At 63.5% G+C, this 20630-nt stretch carries 23 protein-coding genes; 12 read left to right on the forward strand and 11 right to left on the reverse strand.

The genetic code is table 11. The features are described 5' to 3' along the window. Positions 1 to 40: 40 nt before the first annotated feature. Positions 41 to 178, forward strand: coding sequence for a hypothetical protein (locus JG739_RS35210; protein WP_244749685.1), 138 nt, complete (start codon positions 41 to 43; stop codon positions 176 to 178). Beyond that, entirely contained in the window at positions 160 to 498 is a 339-nt protein-coding gene (locus tag JG739_RS04170; protein ID WP_244749686.1) for a hypothetical protein, read from the forward strand. The genes JG739_RS35210 and JG739_RS04170 overlap by 19 nt, the downstream gene beginning before the upstream one ends. Before the next feature lie 45 nt (positions 499 to 543). Here the strand turns inward: JG739_RS04170 and JG739_RS04175 are convergent, their stop codons facing one another. Beyond that, entirely contained in the window at positions 544 to 1806 is a 1263-nt protein-coding gene (locus tag JG739_RS04175; protein WP_202365378.1) for a ubiquinone biosynthesis hydroxylase, read from the reverse strand. Between the two features lie 159 nt (positions 1807 to 1965). Here JG739_RS04175 and tesB point away from each other — a divergent pair, with 159 nt between their 5' ends. The 6 genes from tesB to JG739_RS04205 all read left to right on the forward strand — a co-directional run bounded on the left by tesB (position 1966) and on the right by JG739_RS04205 (position 9722). Further along, on the forward strand, positions 1966 to 2841 hold the full coding sequence (gene tesB / locus JG739_RS04180; protein WP_202365379.1) for an acyl-CoA thioesterase II: 876 nt from the start codon (positions 1966 to 1968) through the stop codon (positions 2839 to 2841). 219 nt (positions 2842 to 3060) lie between these two features. Further along, the gene (locus JG739_RS04185) at positions 3061 to 3399 is read left to right on the forward strand and encodes a P-II family nitrogen regulator (RefSeq protein ID WP_023800571.1); all 339 of its coding nucleotides are present in this window, start codon (positions 3061 to 3063) and stop codon (positions 3397 to 3399) included. Positions 3400 to 3430: 31 nt separating this feature from the next. Then, positions 3431 to 4858: an ammonium transporter gene (locus JG739_RS04190; RefSeq protein WP_202365380.1), complete on the forward strand. Its 1428-nt coding sequence runs from the start codon at positions 3431 to 3433 to the stop codon at positions 4856 to 4858. Positions 4859 to 5131: 273 nt separating this feature from the next. After that, positions 5132 to 7777, forward strand: a complete 2646-nt coding sequence (locus JG739_RS04195; RefSeq protein WP_202365381.1) for an FtsK/SpoIIIE family DNA translocase — start codon at positions 5132 to 5134, stop codon at positions 7775 to 7777. Between the two features lie 165 nt (positions 7778 to 7942). Next, positions 7943 to 8626: an outer-membrane lipoprotein carrier protein LolA gene (locus JG739_RS04200; protein ID WP_202365382.1), complete on the forward strand. Its 684-nt coding sequence runs from the start codon at positions 7943 to 7945 to the stop codon at positions 8624 to 8626. 289 nt (positions 8627 to 8915) lie between these two features. Continuing rightward, positions 8916 to 9722, forward strand: coding sequence for an exodeoxyribonuclease III (locus JG739_RS04205; protein ID WP_202365383.1), 807 nt, complete (start codon positions 8916 to 8918; stop codon positions 9720 to 9722). A gap of 12 nt (positions 9723 to 9734) precedes the next feature. Here JG739_RS04205 and JG739_RS04210 read toward each other — a convergent pair. The 3 genes from JG739_RS04210 to JG739_RS04220 form a co-directional block, all read right to left on the reverse strand. Further along, positions 9735 to 10678, reverse strand: a protein-coding gene (locus JG739_RS04210; RefSeq protein WP_446720535.1) for an IS630 family transposase whose coding sequence is annotated in 2 segments (ribosomal slippage) — positions 9735 to 10342 and positions 10342 to 10678 — 945 coding nt in all. Because the reading frame shifts where the segments join, the coding sequence is not laid out codon by codon here. Positions 10679 to 11075: 397 nt separating this feature from the next. Further along, positions 11076 to 11531 carry a cyclic nucleotide-binding domain-containing protein gene (locus JG739_RS04215; protein WP_023800566.1) on the reverse strand — a complete coding sequence of 152 codons (456 nt, stop codon included), beginning with the start codon at positions 11529 to 11531 and terminating at the stop codon, positions 11076 to 11078. 230 nt (positions 11532 to 11761) lie between these two features. Beyond that, on the reverse strand, positions 11762 to 12445 hold the full coding sequence (locus tag JG739_RS04220; protein WP_023800565.1) for a response regulator transcription factor: 684 nt from the start codon (positions 12443 to 12445) through the stop codon (positions 11762 to 11764). An 84-nt stretch (positions 12446 to 12529) separates the two neighbouring features. Here JG739_RS04220 and JG739_RS04225 point away from each other — a divergent pair, with 84 nt between their 5' ends. Beyond that, complete coding sequence (locus tag JG739_RS04225) at positions 12530 to 13126, forward strand: L,D-transpeptidase family protein (protein WP_202365385.1); 597 nt, start codon at positions 12530 to 12532, stop codon at positions 13124 to 13126. A gap of 202 nt (positions 13127 to 13328) precedes the next feature. On the opposite strand, the gene JG739_RS04230 is transcribed toward JG739_RS04225, so the two are convergent. Next, the gene (locus JG739_RS04230; RefSeq protein ID WP_202365386.1) at positions 13329 to 13565 is read right to left on the reverse strand and encodes a hypothetical protein; all 237 of its coding nucleotides are present in this window, start codon (positions 13563 to 13565) and stop codon (positions 13329 to 13331) included. A gap of 163 nt (positions 13566 to 13728) precedes the next feature. On the opposite strand from JG739_RS04230, the gene JG739_RS04235 reads away from it, so the two are divergent. Then, the gene (locus JG739_RS04235; RefSeq protein ID WP_202367333.1) at positions 13729 to 14664 is read left to right on the forward strand and encodes a LysR substrate-binding domain-containing protein; all 936 of its coding nucleotides are present in this window, start codon (positions 13729 to 13731) and stop codon (positions 14662 to 14664) included. Positions 14665 to 14692: 28 nt separating this feature from the next. Here JG739_RS04235 and JG739_RS04240 read toward each other — a convergent pair whose 3' ends face one another. The 6 genes from JG739_RS04240 to tsaD all read right to left on the reverse strand — a co-directional run bounded on the left by JG739_RS04240 (position 14693) and on the right by tsaD (position 18829). Continuing rightward, positions 14693 to 15115, reverse strand: a complete 423-nt coding sequence (locus JG739_RS04240; protein ID WP_202365387.1) for a DUF1761 domain-containing protein — start codon at positions 15113 to 15115, stop codon at positions 14693 to 14695. 95 nt (positions 15116 to 15210) lie between these two features. Next, entirely contained in the window at positions 15211 to 15810 is a 600-nt protein-coding gene (locus JG739_RS04245; protein WP_244749924.1) for a class I SAM-dependent methyltransferase, read from the reverse strand. Positions 15811 to 15863: 53 nt separating this feature from the next. After that, positions 15864 to 16289, reverse strand: coding sequence for an EVE domain-containing protein (locus JG739_RS04250; protein WP_202365389.1), 426 nt, complete (start codon positions 16287 to 16289; stop codon positions 15864 to 15866). Between the two features lie 125 nt (positions 16290 to 16414). After that, entirely contained in the window at positions 16415 to 16711 is a 297-nt protein-coding gene (locus JG739_RS04255; protein ID WP_202365390.1) for a YciI-like protein, read from the reverse strand. Positions 16712 to 16736: 25 nt separating this feature from the next. Then, positions 16737 to 17747, reverse strand: coding sequence for an NAD(P)H-dependent glycerol-3-phosphate dehydrogenase (locus tag JG739_RS04260; RefSeq protein WP_202365391.1), 1011 nt, complete (start codon positions 17745 to 17747; stop codon positions 16737 to 16739). Beyond that, positions 17744 to 18829: a tRNA (adenosine(37)-N6)-threonylcarbamoyltransferase complex transferase subunit TsaD gene (gene tsaD, locus JG739_RS04265; protein ID WP_202367334.1), complete on the reverse strand. Its 1086-nt coding sequence runs from the start codon at positions 18827 to 18829 to the stop codon at positions 17744 to 17746. Before tsaD ends, JG739_RS04260 begins: the two co-directional genes overlap by 4 nt. Positions 18830 to 18933: 104 nt before the next feature. Here tsaD and hemC point away from each other — a divergent pair, with 104 nt between their 5' ends. Together hemC and JG739_RS04275 are read left to right on the forward strand one after the other, a co-directional pair. Next, positions 18934 to 19860 carry a hydroxymethylbilane synthase gene (gene hemC, locus JG739_RS04270; RefSeq protein ID WP_202365392.1) on the forward strand — a complete coding sequence of 309 codons (927 nt, stop codon included), beginning with the start codon at positions 18934 to 18936 and terminating at the stop codon, positions 19858 to 19860. Position 19861: 1 nt separating this feature from the next. After that, positions 19862 to 20578, forward strand: coding sequence for a uroporphyrinogen-III synthase (locus tag JG739_RS04275; protein ID WP_202365393.1), 717 nt, complete (start codon positions 19862 to 19864; stop codon positions 20576 to 20578). The last annotated feature ends 52 nt before the right edge of the window (positions 20579 to 20630 follow it).

A 20630-nucleotide genomic window follows, 5' to 3' on the forward strand; every position in this document is an offset into this window, starting at 1 on the left:
TTGGGGATCACGGGCATTCTGGTGGTATCGGATGAAGGCCATGAACGACGCGGCGCGCGAGGTCGCGGACGTCGTCGGGCGTGTGCAAGGGAACATTCGACGCAAGAGACTGCGCAAGCAGGCGGCGCTCTCACCGCTGCGGCGATCGATGATCCGGTCGTGGCGGCCGCGACGCTGATCACGGCCATCGTTTCCGAGAACGGCCCTGTCCTGCCGCAGCGCGAAGCTGCGATCCGGTCGATGATTTCGGAGATTGCGGACGCCAAGAAGACCGATGAAGCCGTGGTCTACGCCAAATGGGCGGCGTCACAGATCGACGATGCCACGATCGTCATCGACAAGCTGGCGCCGTTCCTGCGCGAACGTCTGGGTGTGACTGAGCGAAACGATTTGCTGCAGATGGTGAACCGCGCGGCGCAGGCCGGTGAGCAATCCCTGAAGATATCCGACCAGCGGATGCTGAGGCTGCGCCAGAAACTCGGCTTCGAGGTCAACTGAACGAATTGCCTGACGCGCAGTATTGGTTTGCCGCTCTTCAGGGCTCTAGATCGCCTCGCCTTTCAATAGTTTCGGCGTGTCGCCGGACAGACCGGACGCCTGGCGGATGAAGAAATCCTTCAGCCGCGGCATGCGTTCGACGAGACCGAGGCCGATGTCGCGGACAGCGCGCAACGGGCCGATGTCGTTGGAAAACAGCCGGTTCAGGACATCGGTGGTGATGCCCATCTGCAGCGTGTCGAAGCGCCGCCACTGCTGGTAGCGTTCGAGCACGTCGAGCGCGCCGACATCCTGGCCGAGTCGGTCGGCCTCGACCACCACTTCGGCCAATGCCGCGACGTCCTTAAAACCGAGATTGAGGCCTTGGCCGGCGATCGGGTGGATGCCGTGGGCGGCGTCGCCGGCGAGCGCAATACGCGGCGCGACGAAATCGCGGGCGATGGTCAGGCCGAGCGGCCAGGCGCGCGGCCTGTCGGCAACGCGGATTTCGCCGAGCTTCAGGCCAAACCGCTGTTCCAGCTCGTGCTCGAAGACGAGGTCGTCGCTATCGACCAGTTTTTCGGCATCTTCCGAGCGCTCGACCCAGACGATCGACGAGCGGTTGGTGCCGTCCTTGTCCGACTTGAGCGGCAGCGTGGCGAACGGGCCGGCTGGCAGAAAATGCTCTTCGGCGCGGCCATTATGCGGCCGCTCATGCGCGACGGTGCAGACGATGCCGGACTGGCCGTAGTCCCATTTCACCGTCTTGATGCCGGCCATGTCGCGCAGCTTCGAGTTGACGCCGTCGGCGGCGATCAGCAGCCGCGCCTTCAGCGTCGCGCCGTCGGCAAGATGCACGGTGATGCCGGCGCCGTTGACGTCGAAGGCACTGACGGCGACGCCTTCGATGATGTCGATGCCGAGTGTTTCAGCGCGCCGGCGCAAGGCGCCGTTCAAATCCCTGTTGGCGACCATATGCGCAAACGCTTCGCCAGGCGCGACCTCGCCATCGAAAGTGAGAAACACCGGGCGCAGCGGATCGGAAGTACGCGAATCGGTGACGATCATCTCGGTGATCGCCTGCGCCTCGGGGGCGATTTCGGCCCAGACGCCGAGTTGGTCGAGCATGCGGCAAGCGGCGGCGGCGATCGCCGAGGCGCGGCCATCCTTTTGCCAGATGCCGGCGGGCGCGGCGTCGACGACAGCGACCGCCAGGCTCGGTCGCGCCTGTTTCAGCGATACGGCGGCGGCAAGGCCGACATAGCCGGCGCCGGCGACCAGAATGTCGAGCGCGGCTTGGTTTTTTGCATCCGCCTTGCCGTCGACCATGGCCAAATTCCTTTCCGGCCAAATTCCGTTCCGGCCTTGACTGCCCGTCATTCCTGTCGGAAACCGCCATAACACTTTTGTGGCTTCTGAAGTTCGCTTCGAGTGAAATATCAAAATTAGGCGAACTTCGGAATCAAATCGACACGAGGGCGCGAAAACATGACGGCGGCCATGGACGAGCTTCTCGGCATTCTCGACCTCGAGCAGCTGGAACACAACCTGTACCGTGGTCGCAGCCCCAAACTCGACTGGCAGCGTGTCTTCGGCGGCCAGACCATCGCCCAGGCGCTGGTCGCCGCCCAGCGAACGGTCGAGCCCGAACGCCACGTCCATTCGCTGCATGGCTATTTCATGCGGCCGGGCGACACCAAGGTGCCGATCATCTACCAGGTCGACCGCATCCGCGACGGCGGCTCCTTCACCACGCGCCGCGTCGTGGCGGTCCAGCACGGCCAGGCGATCTTTTCGCTGGAAGCCTCGTTCCAGCAGGACGAAGTCGGTCTCGAGCACCAGGTGCCGATGCCGCTGGACGTGCCGGCGCCCGACACATTGCTGTCGCAGCGCGAACTGATCGGCAAGTTCGGCGCGGCCGTGCCCGACGGCATCAGGCGCTACTGGGAGCGTGACCGGCCGATCGAGATGAAGCCGGTGATGCTGGAGCATTACACCAGCCGGGAGAAGCTGGAGCCGAAACAGAACATATGGATCCGCACGACCGGCCCGGTTCCGGGCGATCGCGCCACGCAGGCGGCCGTGCTTGCCTATCTTTCCGACATGACGCTGCTCGATACCTCGACCTTTGCGCATGGCCGCGCCATCTTCGATAGCGACATCCAGGCGGCGAGCCTCGATCACGCGATGTGGTTCCATCGTAGCCATCCACTCGACGACTGGATGCTCTACACGCAGGACAGCCCGTCGACGCGAGGGTCGCGGGGGTTCACGCGCGGGTCGCTGTTTGCCCGCGACGGCACGTTGATCGCCTCGGTTGCCCAGGAAGGCCTGATCAGGCTGAAGCGGCCGCCCGCGGAATAGGCAATTTTGCAAAATTGCCTACTTTTTAATCAGCTGCGCTGCCGCGACTATGAACAGTCAGCCGACAAACCTTCCCCAAGTCGTTATTTAACAGCAGCTTAACACCCTGCTTCGGCAACTGGCACGGAGCTTGAATCCTAGCGGGCACTCTCCGGCTCTCATGGGGATCGGCGAAGTCGTGCAAACGCGGGGACCCGCAACAGTAAAGGGTGAAACCTTATGAAAATCGTGATGGCAATCATCAAGCCGTTCAAGCTCGACGAGGTGCGCGAAGCGCTCACCGCAGTCGGCATCCAGGGCCTGACCGTCACCGAAGTCAAAGGCTACGGGCGTCAGAAGGGACACACGGAAATCTATCGCGGGGCGGAATACGCGGTCAGCTTCCTGCCGAAGATCAAGATCGAAGTCGCGGTCGGCCTGGACATGGTCGACAAGGCCGTCGAAGCCATCACCGCGGCGGCCAAGACCGGTCAGATCGGCGACGGCAAGATCTTCGTTTTCGGCATCGACCAGGCGGTGCGCATTCGCACCGGCGAAACAGACACCGACGCGCTTTGAGCTGCGGAAAAATATTCCAATGGAGAGTTCAATGAATATTCCTTCCACTTTGAAGTCGGCGGCGCGCACCGCGCTGCTGGGCTCACTCGCTATCGCAGCGTTGGGCACGGTCGCCGCATTCGCGCAGGAAGCGGCGCCGGCCGCTCCGGCCGCGCCAGCAGCGCCGGCCTTTACCGTCGACAAGGGCGACACGACGTGGATGATGATTTCCACCATCCTGGTGCTGCTGATGACGATTCCCGGGCTTGCCCTTTTCTACGGCGGCCTGGTTCGCGCCAAGAATATGCTGTCGGTGCTGATGCAGGTCTTCACCATCACCAGCGTGGTCATGATCGTCTGGGTTTTCTACGGCTACAGCCTTGCCTTCACCCCCGGCAACGCCTTCATCGGCGGCCTTTCCAAGATGTTTCTCGCCGGGGTCGACGTGACGACGGTGTCGGAAACTTTTACCAAGGGCGTCGCCATTCCTGAGCTGGTGTTCGTCATCTTCCAGATGAGCTTTGCCTGCATCACGCCTGCCCTGATCGTCGGCGCCTTCGCCGAACGCGTCAAGTTTTCGGCTGTGATCCTGTTCACCATCCTGTGGGTCACATTCGTCTACTTCCCGATCGCGCATATGGTCTGGTTCTGGGGCGGCCCGAGCGCTTACAGCGACCCGTCGGGGCTCATCTTCAGCTTCGGCGCCATCGACTTCGCCGGCGGCACCGTCGTTCACATCAATGCGGGCATCGCCGGCCTTGTCGGCGCACTGATGATCGGCAAGCGCATCGGCTACAACAAGGACGTCATGGCGCCGCATTCGATGACGCTGACCATGGTCGGCGCGTCGCTGCTGTGGGTCGGCTGGTTCGGCTTCAACGCCGGTTCGAACCTCGAAGCCAACGCCTATGCTGTGCTGGCCATGGTCAACACCTTCGTCGCCACAGCCGCGGCGGCAGTGACCTGGATCGTGCTTGAAACGCTGCTGCGTGGCAAAGCCTCCATGCTTGGCGCGGTTTCGGGCGCTGTTACCGGCCTTGTCGCCGTCACGCCTGCTGCCGGCTTTGGCGGACCGATGGGCGTCATCGTGCTCGGCATCGTCGCCAGCTGCGTCTGCTACTTCTTCGTCTCGGTCGTGAAGAACAAGTTCGGCTACGACGACAGCCTCGATGTCTTCGGCATCCACTGCGTCGGCGGCATCATCGGCGCGCTCGGCACCGGCATCCTAGTCAACCCCGCCCTCGGCGGCGCCGGCATCGTCGATTATTCGACGGCCGACTTCGCCGCCGGCTACGCCGGCACGGCGACGCAGCTGTGGTCGCAGTTCAAGGGTGTCCTGGTGACCGTCCTGTGGTCGGGCATCGGCAGCGCCATCCTCTACAAGATCGTCGATATGATCGTAGGCTTGCGCCCGACAGCCGAAGCAGAGCGCGAAGGGCTCGACCTCACCGCGCATGGCGAAGCGGCCTATCACCCGTAAGGCTAGCCACCTGTGAGTCTTGTCTGGGGCGGCCTCGGCCGCCCCCGCATCCTCCCGTCGTGACGCTCCCGAAAAGGGCTCACGCATTGAGGCCCGGACCGGTTCCGGGCCTCTTTTTTGCGTGCAGATGGCCAAGCCAGATATTAGCCGCAAGATACTTCCCCCAACCCCTTATAGTTAATGCTGCCTTAACCTTCCCGCCGATAGTCTGGAGCCCGAATCTGCCGAGCTGCGCGCACGCTATCGGCCAGGCAACGACAGACGGGGAAGAGCATGCGTTCAGGGGCTTCAGCACCGCTTGCGCTGGCCGACACGGGGCACGGCATCCGGGCGTTCGCGCGGCGTCAGGTCGGCCGGCTGGTCGGCGCCGGGCTGTTTGCGCTGGTCGCCTTCGGCGTCGCCAGCCTGGCCACCTGGAATGTCGCCGACCCAAGCTTCTCCCACGCCACCGACAACATCGTCACCAACGCCATGGGCTATGTGGGCGCTGTCTTCTCCGACCTAGCCATGCAGTTCTTCGGCCTTGCCGCGGTCGCAGCGCTGGTGCCGGCGGTGGTCTGGGGCTTTCTGCTGTTTTCGGCGCGCGGCGTCGACAGGCTGCCGAAGCGCGGGCTCGCCTGGTTCGGCTACGCGGTGCTTGCTGCGGCCGTGGCCGGCTGCGTGGTGCCGCCCAAGACCTGGCCGCTGCCGACCGGTCTCGGCGGCGTGTTCGGCGACATGGTGCTCAAGATTCCCAGCCTCGTCGTCGGCGGCTATCCGACCGGTCTCGTCGCCAGCGTGCTCGCCGTGCTTCTGGCCGCGCCGGCACTGTGGCTGTTTGCCTACGGCTCGGCGCTGATAGCACGCAAGAACGGTTTCGCCGTCCTCGAGCAACCGGCCGCAGCCGATCCGAGGGACCAGGACGACGACCTGCTTTTCGACAATGATGAGGATGAGGGCGACGAGGGCATTCTGGCGCTAGGCGCGATCACGCATTGGTGGCTATCGTTGCGGGCCTATCTCCGCCGCCGCGCCGCCCGCCGCCGCGAGCGCGACGATTTCGAACCGGAGCCGCGCGCCAGCGCCTGGCGGCGCGCTGCCGAACGGGTCGAATCGGCCGAGTTCGCCGAATCGCGAATGAGCGCCGATGGCCGCGCCCGCGTCGAGCCGGAATTCTTCGCCGCCATGGTCAATGACCGCAGCGCCTCGCTCGATCCCGACGATGCCGATGTTTTTGACAATGACGACGACATGGATTTTGCGCCGGAGCCCGCGCGCAGCGCTGCGCCCAATGCGAAGGTGCAGCCGTTCCGCTCCGATGCAGCCACCCGCGTCGCGGCGCCGGCGCCGCGGCCGGTTCCGGGCGCGCGTGTCCAGCGCGAAGCCCAGTCCTCGCTGATCGGCTCCGAACAATTCGAAATGCCGTCGCTGCATTTCCTGTCCGAGCCGAAGAACGTCGTGCGCGACGCCAGCCTGTCCAAGGACGCGCTGGAGCAGAATGCCCGCCTGCTCGAGGGCGTGCTGGAGGATTTCGGCGTCAAGGGCGAGATCATCCATGTCCGCCCCGGCCCGGTCGTCACGCTTTACGAGTTGGAGCCGGCGCCCGGCATCAAATCGTCGCGGGTCATCGGCCTGTCTGACGACATCGCCCGCTCGATGAGCGCGATCGCCTGCCGCGTCGCCGTGGTGCCGGGCCGCAACGCCATCGGCATCGAACTGCCGAACGCCAAGCGCGAGACCGTCTATCTCAGGGAGATCATGGCCAGCCGCGATTTCGAGACCACCAAGGCCAAGCTGGCGCTGGCGCTCGGCAAGACCATCAATGGCGAGGCGGTCATCGTCGACATCGCCAAGATGCCGCACGTGCTGGTCGCCGGCACCACCGGCTCGGGCAAGTCGGTCGCCATCAACACCATGATCCTGTCGCTGCTCTACCGACTGACGCCGCAGGACTGCCGGCTGATCATGATCGACCCGAAAATGCTCGAGCTCTCGGTCTATGACGGCATCCCGCATCTTTTGACGCCAGTCGTCACCGATCCGAAGAAGGCGGTGGTGGCGCTGAAATGGACCGTGCGCGAGATGGAGGATCGCTACCGCAAAATGTCCAAGGTCGGCGTCCGCAACATCGACGGTTTCAACGCGCGGGTGCAACAGGCCGAGAAGAAGGGCGAAAAAATCTCGCGCACCGTGCAGACCGGCTTCGACCGCCAGACCGGCGAAGCGGTCTATGAGACGGAAAACCTCGATCTCGAGCCAATGCCCTACATCGTCGTCATCATCGACGAGATGGCCGATTTGATGATGGTCGCCGGCAAGGACATCGAAGGCGCGGTGCAGCGCCTGGCGCAGATGGCGCGCGCTGCCGGCATCCACGTCATCATGGCGACGCAGCGGCCGTCGGTCGACGTCATCACCGGCACGATCAAGGCCAACTTCCCGACCCGCATCTCCTTCCAGGTGACGTCGAAGATCGACAGCCGCACAATTCTGGGCGAGCAGGGTGCCGAGCAGCTGCTCGGCATGGGCGACATGCTCTACATGGCCGGCGGCGGCCGCATCCAGCGCGTGCACGGTCCCTTCGTTTCCGATGACGAGGTCGAGAAGATCGTCGCGCATCTGAAGCTGCAGGGCGTGCCGGAATATCTCGATGCCATTACCGAGGATGACGACGAGGACGACGACGAGCCGTCGGGCAAGGGTGGCTCGGGCGGTGGCGGCGGCAATTTCGAGGATTCCGACGATCCCTATGACCAAGCGGTTGCGGTGGTGCTGCGTGACGGCAAAGCCTCGACCAGCTACATCCAGCGCCGGCTCGGCATCGGCTACAACCGCGCCGCCTCGATCATCGAGAAGATGGAGAAGGAAGGCATTGTCGGCCCGGCCAACCATGCCGGAAAACGCGAGATTCTGGTGCCGACGGAGGACGACAAGTTCTGATCCGCCCGGCACCCGACAGGATTTTCGCGGCTGCAAACCTGACGGCAGCAACTTTGAACCTTCTGGCGCGTTTGCAACGACCAAGCGCTGTTCGGCCGCCAAACTTAAGCCCAACTGGGGGGCCAAACACTGCGACAACAGATAAACCAGACGAGAGTAACCGGCATGAAAAACTCTTCTTTCGCCACGATCAGCGATTTTGCCCCGACCCGCCGCCAACTGCTTGGCCTCGGCCTGGGCCTGGCAGGTGCCGCAGCCATCAATGTCGTGCCCGGGGTCCAGTTGCTGGCGTCGGCGCAAGCGGCGGTGCCAGCCACCGCGCAGAAGATCGCCGACCATTTTTCCTCGGTCAAATCGATGGCCGGCGAATTCGTGCAGTTCGGACCCAAGGGCGAGCAGACCGGCGGCAAGTTCTTTCTGGAACGGCCGGGCAAGATACGCTTCAACTATGATGGGACGTCGAATTTCCGGGTGATTTCCGACGGCAAGTCGGTGGTCATCCTCAACAAGCGGCTGAGAACGTCCGATCTCTACCCACTGTCGAAAACGCCGCTCAAGCTGCTGCTCGACACCAGGATCGACCTCTCCGGCGGCCGCGTCAAAAGCGTCAAGGAAGAGAACGACGTCACCACCATCCAACTCGCCGACAAATCGGTGTTCGGCAGTTCGAGGATCACCATGATGTTCGATCCGAAAACCTACGAATTGCGCCAGTGGACGATCACCGACGCGCAAGGCAAGGACACGACGGTGATGATCTTCAACGTCAGGGAAGGCGTAAGCTTCGCCCCCGACACTTTTGCCATCGACTACACGGCCAACCGCGAGCTGAACACCAGGTCGCGGTAGGATCCACTGTTATTCAGGTGAGGCACGGCCTGCGAATGGCGGTTTCCTGCGCTTCCGGTGCTCACGTACTTTAAGTACGCTCCGCTCCGGTTCTCGGAACCCACCATTCTCGACTCGGCCTGACCTAAATCTCAGCGAACCCTGGTGCCAGCCCGGGCCGCGCTTCGAGCACAGCCGGCTTGTTTTTGCGGTGCGCGGCTGGCAGTAGTTTCCGGAACTGCCTCGCCAAAAAGGCACCAGCCCGTCGGAGCCCTCTGGCGGATCTTGCGCTGTCCCGGAACCCCAAGATATGCCCTTTTCAATCGCCACCTGGAACATCAATTCCGTCCGCCTGCGCATGCCGCTCGTCGAACGCCTGCTTGTCGAACAGGCACCGGACGTGCTCTGCCTGCAGGAAACCAAAGTTCCGGACGAACTGTTTCCCGAGAAGGCGTTTCGCAAGCTCGGCTATCAGCACATCGCCTTCCACGGCCAGAAGGGCTATCACGGCGTGGCGACGGTGGCGCGCCGGCCGATCGCGATTGTCGAAAAGCGCCGCTTCTGCGAGATCGAGGACTGCCGGCATCTGTCGGTCACCGTGCGGGCCGGCGGCAAGGCGATCCTGCTGCACAACTTCTACGTTCCGGCCGGCGGCGACGAGCCAGACCCCATCATCAACCGCAAGTTCAAGCACAAGCTGGATTTCGTCGCTGAAATGAACGCCATCCGCGCCGAGCACGACGAAGTGTCCGGCTCGATCCTGGTCGGCGACCTCAACATCGCCCCGCTCGAGCATGATGTCTGGTCGCACAAGCAGCTCCTGAAAGTGGTCAGCCATACGCCGGTCGAGACGGAAAATTTCGAGGCGATGCGGCTCGCCGGCGACTGGGTCGACCTGATGCGGCTCAACGTGCCTTATGAGCAGAAGCTCTACACCTGGTGGAGCTATCGCGCGCAGGATTGGCAAGCGTCGGATCGAGGCCGGCGGCTCGACCATGTCTGGTCGTCGCCAAACCTGGTGCCGAGCTTTGCCGGCTACGAGATCCTGCGGCCGGCGCGCGGCTGGCAACGGCCGTCGGACCATGTGCCTGTCATAGCGCGGTTCGACCTGGATTAGAGCGGGATGAGATTACCTGCGGTCATAGCCTGAGTCTGCGAAGTAATTTGAGCACTCGAGCGGTGTGACGCGGTTGAGAATCTGGCCGATGGCGTTGCAGACCGTTTCAACGGTGCGCTTCGCGGCCTTTCGCAGCCAGTGCTTGAGCTTGGCGAAGAGCTGTTCGATCGGATTGAGGTCAGGCGAGTATTTCGGCAGGAAGAAGAGCCTCGCGCCGGCCTTTCGGATGGCGCGACGCACGGCCTTGCCTTTGTGGCTGCCGAGATTGTCCATCACAACGATGTCGCCCGGCTGGAGAGTGGGCACGAGAACCTTCTCGACATAGAGGAGGAACCTCTCGCCGTTGATCGGCCCGTCGATGAGCCAGGGCGCTTCGACGCGATCATGACGCAGCGCAGCCAGAAAGGTCATTGTCTTCCAGTGGCCATTGGGAACTTTGGCCTTGATCCGCTGTCCGACCGGTGCCCAACCCCTGAGCGGGGCCATGTTGGTCTTGGTCCAGGTCTCGTCGATGAACACCAGGCGGGCGGGGTCGATCCGGTCCTGATACAGAACCCATTGCCTCCGTCGGCGCGCAACATCGGGACGATCTTGCTCGGCGGCGATCAGCGTCTTTTTTTGTGAGACAGCTTCTCGGCGTGCACGAACTCCCACACCGAGCGGTAGTCAACCTTCAGGCCACGCTCGCCAAGTTCGGCCACAAGCCCGCGCAAGGTGAAGTCCTTCTCCCGGCAGCGCTCGACAAGCCAGTCGCGCCACGCTCCCGATATCTTCTTCGGCTTGTAGCCGCCCACTTGGCGGGGCGCCACGCTCCCCGTCTGTTCCACCCGCTTCAGCCACTCGATCGCCGCGCTGTAGCTGACGCCAAATCGAGCAGCCGCCGCGCGCCGCGAAAGCCCTTCAACCTTGACCGCCGCAACAACCCGTTCGCGCAGGTCCATTGAATATCCAACCATCAATGCTGGCCTCCTGCCCAGCAGCAAGGTTGAATCAGATCATCGCTGATTTGGGAATCCCACGACTCCCATAAATCTCATCCCGCTCTAGGTGTATCGATATTCAGATGAGGCCGGCCTGCGAATGGTGGTCTCCTGCGCTTGTCTACAGCGCCGCGCGCCCTCTTTGGCGCGCAAAGGACGCTGTAGCACTTTGGTTTTGCGCATGATCCTTTCCGAAATCGATCTCGATTTCGGGGTCATGCGCGTGCTCACGTACCCAAAAGTACGCTCCGTTCCGGTTCTCGGACCCCACCATTCTCGGCTCGGCCTGATCTGAATCTCGATACACCTCAGCCGTGCCGCCCTGATTCGATAGCTTCACGCATCATCGATTGCGAGAGCGAGTTGAAAGGGTTCAGTCGTCGAAACGCGGGGCCAGCTTCTCGATGCGGCGGATCATTGCCAGAAAATCCTCGGAGATGCGCTGGTGCAGGTGGACCGCGATATCGGGATATTCCTCCAGGATGCGGTGGAACATCTTGCGGCTGAGCCGCAGCACTTCCGAATCGATCTCGGCGGATGCGCTGGTCAGCCGGTTGGTGTCGGCGATCAGCGCCAGTTCGCTCAACATCGTACCGGGGCCGGCCGTGCCTATCGGGACGCGGGCACCATCCTGCTCGCGATACAGCACGATGCGCCCGCTGACCACGATATAGGCGCAATCGGCCTCGTCGTCCTCGCGGTAGAGCTTGTGGTCGGCCTGCAGCCTGGTGGTTTCCGCGCCAAAGGCGAGCAGACGCAGCTGTTCCTCCGTGAAGCTCTCGAAGAGCCTCACGGCGGAAAGGATGCGGATGTCGTCATCCAACGCCATCTAGCTGTGTCCCCGAACGGCCAGTCCAATCCCTCCATGGAGCGCCGAGCGTTCCTTCGGACGCGGCAAAGGACGCTCTAAACGCTTTGAAATCGACGCACCGGGCTTTCCAAGAAACGAATCCGGTTTTTAGGCCGTTGCGTCAGCGAGCTCGATCCAGAACCACCTCCAGTCTCAGGATCGTACCCGAAAGCGGCGCCTCCCTAACCGCTGATTGAATGATTAAATGTTTAAGGAACCAGCTTGTAGCCACCACTTTCTGTCACAAGAATTTCTGCGTTGGAAGGATCGCGCTCGATCTTCTGGCGCAGCCGATAGACATGGGTTTCCAGCGTGTGCGTGGTGACGCCGGAATTGTAGCCCCACACTTCCTCGAGCAGCACGTCGCGCGTCACCACCTTCTGGTCGGCGCGATAGAGATACTTGATGATCGAGGCTTCCTTTTCGGTCAGCCGCACCTTGGCGCCGCGCTGGTCGATCAGAAGCTTCTGGCTAGGCTTGAAAGTGTAGGGGCCGACCGAAAAGGTGGCGTCTTCGCTCTGCTCATGCTGGCGAAGCTGGGCACGGATGCGGGCCAGGAGAACCGCGAAGCGGAACGGCTTGACCACATAGTCGTTGGCGCCGGCTTCGAGGCCGAGAATCGTGTCGGAATCGGTGTCGTGTCCGGTCAGCATGATGATAGGCGACTTGTAGCCGCCCTTGCGCAGCATCTTCACCGCCTCGCGGCCATCCATGTCAGGGAGGCCGACATCCATGATGAGCAGATCGATGATGCCGCCGCGGGCCGTGGCGATGCCTTTGGCGGCGGTTGATTCCTGCAGGACGTCGAATTCTTCGTAGAGAGACAATTGCTCGACGAGCGTGCCGCGCAGGTCGTCATCGTCATCGACGATCAGAATGGTGCGTGAAGTCATGGATCAATCCGTTGTTTTGAAAAGAAAATTCAGTTGACCGCTGCCTGTTTATGCGGAAGCTGACCGGCACAACAGCCGATCACAATGATTTGTTCCGTGGCACGATCATACAAGAAAAAACGCGCGTGCAATGAGGCGAGCGCATTTTTGCGAAAAGGGCTTCGTGTTCTCACCGTGCGCGCCAGGCCCGGCCACCCCAGCCAGGGACTTCTGCAGGCTGGCAAACTGGTGTTTTCCTGTGCGCTGGGGCGCGGCGGTATATCGGCCGGCAAGCGCGAAGGCGATGGCGCCACGCCGCTTGGGTCGATGCGGTTACTGTCGGGATATTTCCGTAACGACCATTTTCCCGGCGGCCGCAAAACCCGGCTGGCGATGGCGCCGATCGGTCGCGATCTCGGCTGGTGTGAAGTGCCCGAGGATCGCAACTACAACCGTCCGGTCAAGATTCCCTATGGCGCCAGCCACGAACGGATGCTGCGCGCCGACCGGCTTTATGACGCCTGCCTGGTGCTCGACTGGAACATTTCGCCGCGCCGCCGCGGACGCGGCAGCGCCATCTTCTTTCATCTGGCGCGCTCCGACTTCACACCGACGCAAGGCTGCGTCGCGGTGACGGCACGCACGATGGCCCGGCTGTTGCCGCTGCTGTCGGACCGCACGGTGATGAGGGTGGTGAGGTGAGTGAGGGAGTAGGCAGTAGGGGAGTAGGGGAGTAGGGCAGTAGGGCAGTAGGGGAGTAGGGCAGTAGGGCAGTAGGGCAGTAGGGCAGTAGGGCAGGAAGAAAGTGTCAGTAGGGTTGCGCAGGCGCGCCGCTTCCTTTTGTTTTCCTACTCCCCTACTCCCCTACTCCCCTACTCCCCTACTCCCCTACTCCCCTACTCCCCTACTCCCGCGGCCTCTGCCAGCCGATGTCGAGCAGACCCAGCCGGCCGAGTTCCCGGTCCATCGCGCGCGCGACGTCCTTGCGTTCGGCGCCGATGTCGCGCAGTTGGCGGTCCGGGAGGTCGTCGACGTTCTCGGGCGGGAGGTTGACCGCCATTTTTGCATGGCGGAACCAATCAGACACCGCGCGCAGCCAGGCCGGGCGGATGGTTTCAGAGCTCAGGACGATGTGAGACATGGTGCAATCCGCTTCTCCGGACATAAAATCCGGTTTGATGTTGGTTCGATGGTCACATCATGACGGATTGAAATTAAAACGAGAAACGAGTAGTTTTCTCCGCATCTTCAAGTTTTATTTGAGGATTGGAAATGCTCGACCGGCCTCTCCTCGTCCTATTGTGATAGCGCGCCTGCTGCCTGGAACCCGTGCGCTGAGGACGCTGGAAGCAGCCGCCCGGCACCTCAATTTCACCCGCGCCGCGGACGAACTTGGCCTGACCCCGGCCGCGGTCAGCCACCAGATCAAGGAAATCGAGGATCAGCTCGGCATCGTGCTGTTCACGCGCACCAGCCGCACGATCCGGCTGACCGAGGCGGGCGCGGTGCTGTTCGAGGCCTCGACCGAGGCGCTCGACCTGCTTGGCCGGGCCGTCTCACGGGCGCACAAACTGGCGCGTGGAACGGCGCTGCTGAAAGTAACCCTCGACGCCCAGTTCGCGACAAAATGGCTGATGCGGCGCGTCGATGATTTTCGCAAGCAGCGGCCGGGCATCGAACTCCGCTTCGACATTGCCTCCGAATTGCGCGATTTCGACCTCGACGATGTCGATGTCGGCATCCGTTTCGGTGCGGGAAAATATCCGGGCCTTTGCAGCCATCGGCTGTTCGACAACATCATCATTCCGGTGTGCAGCCCCAGTCTGCTGGCCTCCGGCCCGCCGCTGTGCGAGCCACGCGATCTCTTCCATCACACGCTCGCCCATATCGAGTGGGCGCGACAAGGCGTGACCTGGCCGAATTGGCGGATGTGGATGGCGGCGGCCGGCGTCGACGATTTCGACGACAGTCGGACGATCGTGTTCGGCACCTCGACCGACGCCGTCCAGGCCGCGCTCGACGGCAATGCCGTTGCGCTCGCCGATTTTGCCATGGTGGCGAACGACCTTTCCGAGGGCCGGCTGATCCGGCCCTTCGAACTCGGCATCAGGGTTCCGCCCGACTTCGCCTATCATCTGGTCTATCCCGTGGCATCCGCCAGCGACGCCAGGATCGTGGCGTTCAGGGATTGGCTCCTCAACGAAGTTCACAACCCGCAGCCGGACCCGAATGAGCTTTAGGTCGCTCTGAAATCAGCCGGCAATGTCGTCAGCTCGCGACTTCCCCTGCGCCGAACCAGCCGATCACCGCGCCAATGATGAGCATCACGCCGAGCCAGTGGCCGCAGTCGATGATGGTCAGATCCCAGCCGAAACCTTGGTAACGATGGTTGACCGATAGCGTGGTGGCGACGAATCCGAGCCAGAGAACGAAGCCGACGACGAGCCCGGCAACGAGGCTCGGTTCGCCGCTGGTCATCGCTCCGACGATCAGGGACATGACGAGCGCCATGACAATTTCCGCGACGAAGCTGATGACGAAGGGCAGCGGCGATTTACTCATGGTCGCCGGATCAAGCCTGGCGGCCTTGAGCCAGGGCTTGCTCAGGCCCATGTACCAGGCAGCGCCGAACAACCACGCCACCACCGCGGCGACGATCACCGCCAGCCAGTTCACTGCTGAAAAATCCATGGTTTCCCTCCCCGCAAGCGTCTCGCTCAACAGCACGCCCTCGCCCGCGCATTGTCAAAATCGATGCGTGATGGAACGCCTGTTCGGCGGTGCCGTCAAGCAAACCGCCAGACGGTGGTGCGTTTGACCAACGCGTCTTCCAGCGCTCGGGTTACCGCCACTTCGTAGACGGCGAGCGGCTCCAGTCCAGCTTTCGGCAGATAGGAGCGGCCGGGATCGCCAACGAGGATGTCGGCGCCACGCGCCTTGAGCGTTGCGAACCATGGCTTCAGCCTGTCGGCGAGGAACTGGTCGTAGAAGACGTCGCCGGCCAGAACCACATCCCAGCCAGCGTCGGTTCCGATGCAGTCCGAGCCGAGGAACTGTATCGCGACATCATTGGCCCCGGCGTTGAGACGGGTCGCGGTCGCGCAGAACGGGTCGATGTCGGCGGCGATCACCTCTGCCGCGCCGGCCTTCACTGCGGCAATGGCGACAAGGCCGGAACCGGAGGCAAAGTCGAGCACGCGCTTGCCGTGCACATCAGATGGATTATCGAGGATGTAGCGGGCAAGGCCTTGGCCGCCGGCCCAGGCGAAAGCCCAGAAAGGCGGCGGCAGGCCGATCTTGGCCAGCTCATCCTCGGTCCGCTGCCACAATTCATGCGCCTCGTCGGCCAGATGCAGCAGGATCTCCGGCACATGCGGCGGCGCCATCAGCGCCGTGTTGTCGAGGATGAAGTTTCTCGCGCTGTTTGGCGTCAGCGCTGTCACGGCGCTGGCGTCAGGTCGCCCATGCGGCAGACCTCTTTCCATTCGGCCGACGTTACCGGCTGTACGGAAAGCCGTCCGAGCCGGACCAGCGCCATCTCGGCAAGCTTTGGATTGGCCTTGACCTGTTCCAGCGTCACCGGCTTTGGCACATCCCTGACGGCGCGGATATCGACGCATTCCCAGCGCGGATCGTCCGTGGTGCTGTCCTGACGGGCCAGCGCGCAGACCTCGACGATGCCGACCACGTCGAGCCCGTCGTTGGAATGGTAGAAGAAGCCGAGATCGCCGATCTGCATCGCCTTCATGTTGTTGCGCGCCGCATAGTTGCGCACGCCGTCCCACTGTGTGCCGGCCTTGCCCTTCGCCTTGAGGTCCTCGAAGGAGAAGACCGATGGTTCGGATTTGAACAGCCAGTAGTTCATTGTTTTGCTCCTTCCAGGGGCTGGCGATCAGCTACAGCGCCGCGCGTTTTTAGACGCGCAAAGGAGGCTGTAGCACTTTGATTTAGGGCATGATCCTTTGCGAAAATCGATTCCGATTTTCGGGCTCATGCGCTCGCCGGCTTGTTGAAGGTCCAGTTCCATTGCCGGATTTCGACGCTTTCGAACAGCCCGGCCCTGGCGAAGGGATCTGCCGCTGACAGCGCTTCTGCCGCCTCCAGATTCGGCGCCTCGACCACGACGAGGCTGCCGTTCGGCTTGCCGTCGTCGTCGAGGAACGGACCGGCGAAGGCCAACTTGTTCTCGCCGTTCAGTCCCTCCAAAAAGGCAACATGCTCGGGCCGCGTATCGAGCCGCACCTGCAGCTCTCCAGGCTTGTCCTTGCAAATCAACGCAAACAGCATCTTTCCATCTCCGGATTGTTCGACATTACACGTCGGTTTCGGTCTTCAGCGGCCTTGTCATCAGCGCCGACACAGCCTGGCGAATGGTGATCGTGCCGTCCAGTATGGCGGCGACCGCGGTGATGATCGGCGCATCGATGCTGCGCTCGGCGGCGATGCGGGCGGCGATCGCCGCCGTCGGCACGCCTTCGGCCAGTGGTAGTCCGGCGAGTGGCTTGCCTTGCCCAAGCGCCAGCCCGTAGGCGAAATTGCGCGACTGGGCGGACGAGCAGGTTAGCAACAGGTCGCCGAGGCCGGAAAGCCCCATCAGCGTCTCCGGCCTGGCGCCGAAAGCAGCGCCGATGCGGCGCAATTCCACAAAGCCGCGCGTCACCATGGCGGCCTGGGCGCTGGCGCCGAGCTCGGCGCCGGTGACCGCACCGGCGGCAATGGCAAAGACGTTCTTCAGCGCGCCGCCGATCTCGACGCCGATCAGGTCGTCGCTCGAATAGCAGCGCAGATTCTGCGCCGAAAAGCGCGCGGCCAGGTCGGCCGCCAGACCCTCATTGCCGGCGGCGACCACCACGGCCGTCGGCAGCCCCCTGGCGACGTCAGTGGCGAAGCTCGGGCCGGACAGGGCGGCGACCGGATTTTCAGGCAGGATCTCTCCAGCGATCGCCGACAGCAACGCGCCGGTGTCGCGTTCGATGCCCTTGGCGCAGAGGACCAGCGGGACGTCTTTCGGCATATGGGCTTTGGCGGTGGCCAGCATGGCGCGCAGCGCCTGCGCCGGCGCCACCGCCAGCACGCAGTCGGCGCCGTCGAGCGCGGCCTCGATGTCGCTCGTTGCGACGATGCCGGCCTGGAGCGCGATGCCAGGCAGATAGCGCGGATTTTCGCCACGGTCGATCGCGGCGACGGTCTCCGGGTTGCGCGCATAGAGGCGGACGAAATGATCGGCTCGCAGCATGGCCAGTGCCAGCGCCGTGCCCCAGGCACCGCCGCCGAGCACGGCAATGCGCCAGCCGCTTGGCGGCTTTTGCCCGTCGCCGTTCATGCCTTGGCTCCGCGCCGGCCCGAGCCGACCATCGGAGCGGAGATGCTGTCCAGCGGCCAGCGCGAACGCGGCACGAAGTCGGCGCTGTTTTCATCCGCGATGCCGGCGCGCAGCCGTTCGATGCCGGCCCAGGCGATCATCGCCGCATTGTCGGTGCAGAGCTTGAGCGGCGGCGCGACGAAGGCAAAGCCGGCTTTTTCGCACAGGGTTTCGAGTGTCGTCTTGATCGTCCGGTTGGCGGCGACACCGCCTGCAACGACGAGCGCAGGCTTCAACTCGCTCGGAAACGCCTGGCGGAAACGGTTCAGCGCCCTCGAAACACGATCATCCAGCGCATCCGCCACCGCCGCCTGGAACGAGGCGCAGATGTCGGCGACGTCCTGGTCGCTCAAAGGGGCAATGGCCGTCGCTGCCTGGCGCACGGCGGTCTTCAGCCCGGAAAAGGAAAAATCGGGCTGCGCCGAGCCCTTCATCGGCCGCGGGAAGGCGAAGCGCGCGGCGTCGCCGGTTGCCGCCGCCTGCTCGACATTGGGCCCGCCTGGATAGGGCAGGCCGAGCATTTTGGCGGTCTTGTCAAAAGCTTCGCCGAGCGCATCGTCGATAGTCGTCGCCCAGCGCTGGTAGTCGCCGACGCCGCGCACCGCGACGATTTGCGTGTGGCCGCCGGACACCAGCAGCAACAGATAGGGAAAGTCGAGCCCGTCGGTCAGCCGCGCGGTCAGCGCATGGCCTTCGAGGTGGTTGATGGCGATCAGCGGCTTGTTCGCCGCGGCTGCGATCGCCTTGGCCGTCATCAGCCCGACGATCAGACCGCCGACGAGGCCGGGACCGGCGGTCGCAGCGATCGCGTTGATATCGGCGAGATCGACTCCCGAATCGGCAAGCGCGGCCTCGATGATGCCGTCCAGCGCCTCGACATGGGCGCGCGCGGCGATTTCCGGGACGACGCCGCCAAAGGCAGCATGCTCTTCGATCTGGCTGAGCACGATGTCGGACAGGATTTTCGGCGCGCCGCCGCCGTCCAGCGCTACCACGCTGGCGGCGGTTTCGTCGCAACTCGTCTCAATGCCCAGAACGCGGATCAAGTCGTCGCTGTCCTCGATGATTGTATAGCCGGCCTTTCCCCGTTAGGAGAAAGCCGGGAAAACGACCTCAATCTGTCGGGGGTTATCACGGACGGCGCGCCATGCAAACAACCTTGAAAATCGGAACACGCGGCAGCCCGCTGGCGCTGGCGCAGGCGCATGAAACGCAGGCGCGGCTGATGGCCGCTCACGGTATGCCGGTTGAGGCATTCGAGGTGGTCGTCATCTCGACCAGCGGCGATCGCATCCAGGACCGGCCGCTGTCGGAAGCCGGCGGCAAGGGGCTGTTCACCAAGGAAATCGAGGAGGCGCTGCTGGCGCGCCGCATCGACATCGCCGTGCATTCGTCGAAGGACATGCCGACGGTGTTGCCCGACGGGCTGGAACTGTCTGCCTTCCTGCCACGCGAGGATGCCCGCGACGCTTTCGTCGGCAAGGCGGCCAAAACCATCGTCGGATTGCCGCACGGCGCGAAGGTCGGTTCGTCGTCGCTCAGGCGTCAGGCGCTGATTCGGCGGATGCGGCCGGACCTCGACGTGGTGATGTTCCGCGGCAATGTGCAGACGCGGCTGCGCAAGCTCGACGAGGGCGTCGCCGACGGCACCATCCTTGCCTATGCCGGGCTGAAGCGGCTCGGGCTCGAAGATGTCATCACCGACCTGATGCCGCTCGACAGCTTTCCGCCGGCGCCGGGGCAAGGCGCGATCTGCATCGAAAGCCGCATCGGCGATGACGACGTGCAAAGGATGCTGACGGCAATCCACGACGTGCCGACCGGGCAGGCGCTGGCCTGCGAACGCGCTTTCCTGGCGGCGCTCGACGGTTCCTGCCGCACGCCGATTGCCGGCCATGCGACGATATCGCGCGAAACGGTCCTGTTCGGCGGGCTGATCATCTCGCCGGACGGCGCGCAATTCCATGAGGTCAAGGCGGAAGGCCCGGCGCAGGATGCCGCGCGCCTCGGCGAAGAAGCCGCCAGGACCGTGCGGGCCAAGGCCGGCGAAAAATTCTTCGACGGCTGGGCCTGACATGCGTCGCGTCCTGGTGACGAGGCCGGAGCCGGGCGCCTCGCGCACGGCACAGCGGCTTGAGGACCTGGGTTTTAAGCCGATCCTGCTGCCGCTGACCGAAACGGTGGCGCTGCGGGTCGATGCGGACAGGGTGGCATATAATGCCGCGGCCGTTGTCGTCACCAGCGCCAATGCCGTGCGCCATGCGCCGAAGGAGATCCGCACGGCGCTCGCCGGTTTGCCTTGCCATGCGGTCGGCAGACGGACAGCGGGGGCCGCCCGTGCAGCCGGGTTTTTGTCCGTTAGCGAAGGGCCGGGCGATGCCGAGGCGCTGGCGGATGCGCTTGCCGGCGACTACGCCGGACAAACCATCGTCTATCTGTGCGGGCAGGTGCGGTTTTCGGGTTTCGAACAGCGGCTGCAGCCGGCAGGCGTTCAGGTTCGCGCCGTCGAGACCTATGACACCGTTGCGCTGGATTATTCCGACGAGGCCGTTCTTGCGCGCTTGTCCGGCCGGCCGGTCGAGGCGGTGCTGCTCTATTCGGCCAAGGCGGCCACAGCGATGCAGGCACTGGCCGGGCGGCCGGCGCTGGCTGAGCTTTTTAGAAAGACATGTTTTTTTGCCCTGTCCGGACGTATCGCCGCAGCCTTGGAGACTGTTGACTCAGAACAGCTTCGTGTTGCGCCGGAGCCCAGCGAGGAGGCGCTGCTGGAGCTTTTGCGGACGTCGCCTTGACCCCGTGTCATCACGCCGCCCCTTTTCACCGCTTGGTGATGTGCTAGACCCT

Source organism: Mesorhizobium sp. L-2-11 (genome assembly GCF_016756595.1).
Lineage (GTDB): Bacteria > Pseudomonadota > Alphaproteobacteria > Rhizobiales > Rhizobiaceae > Mesorhizobium.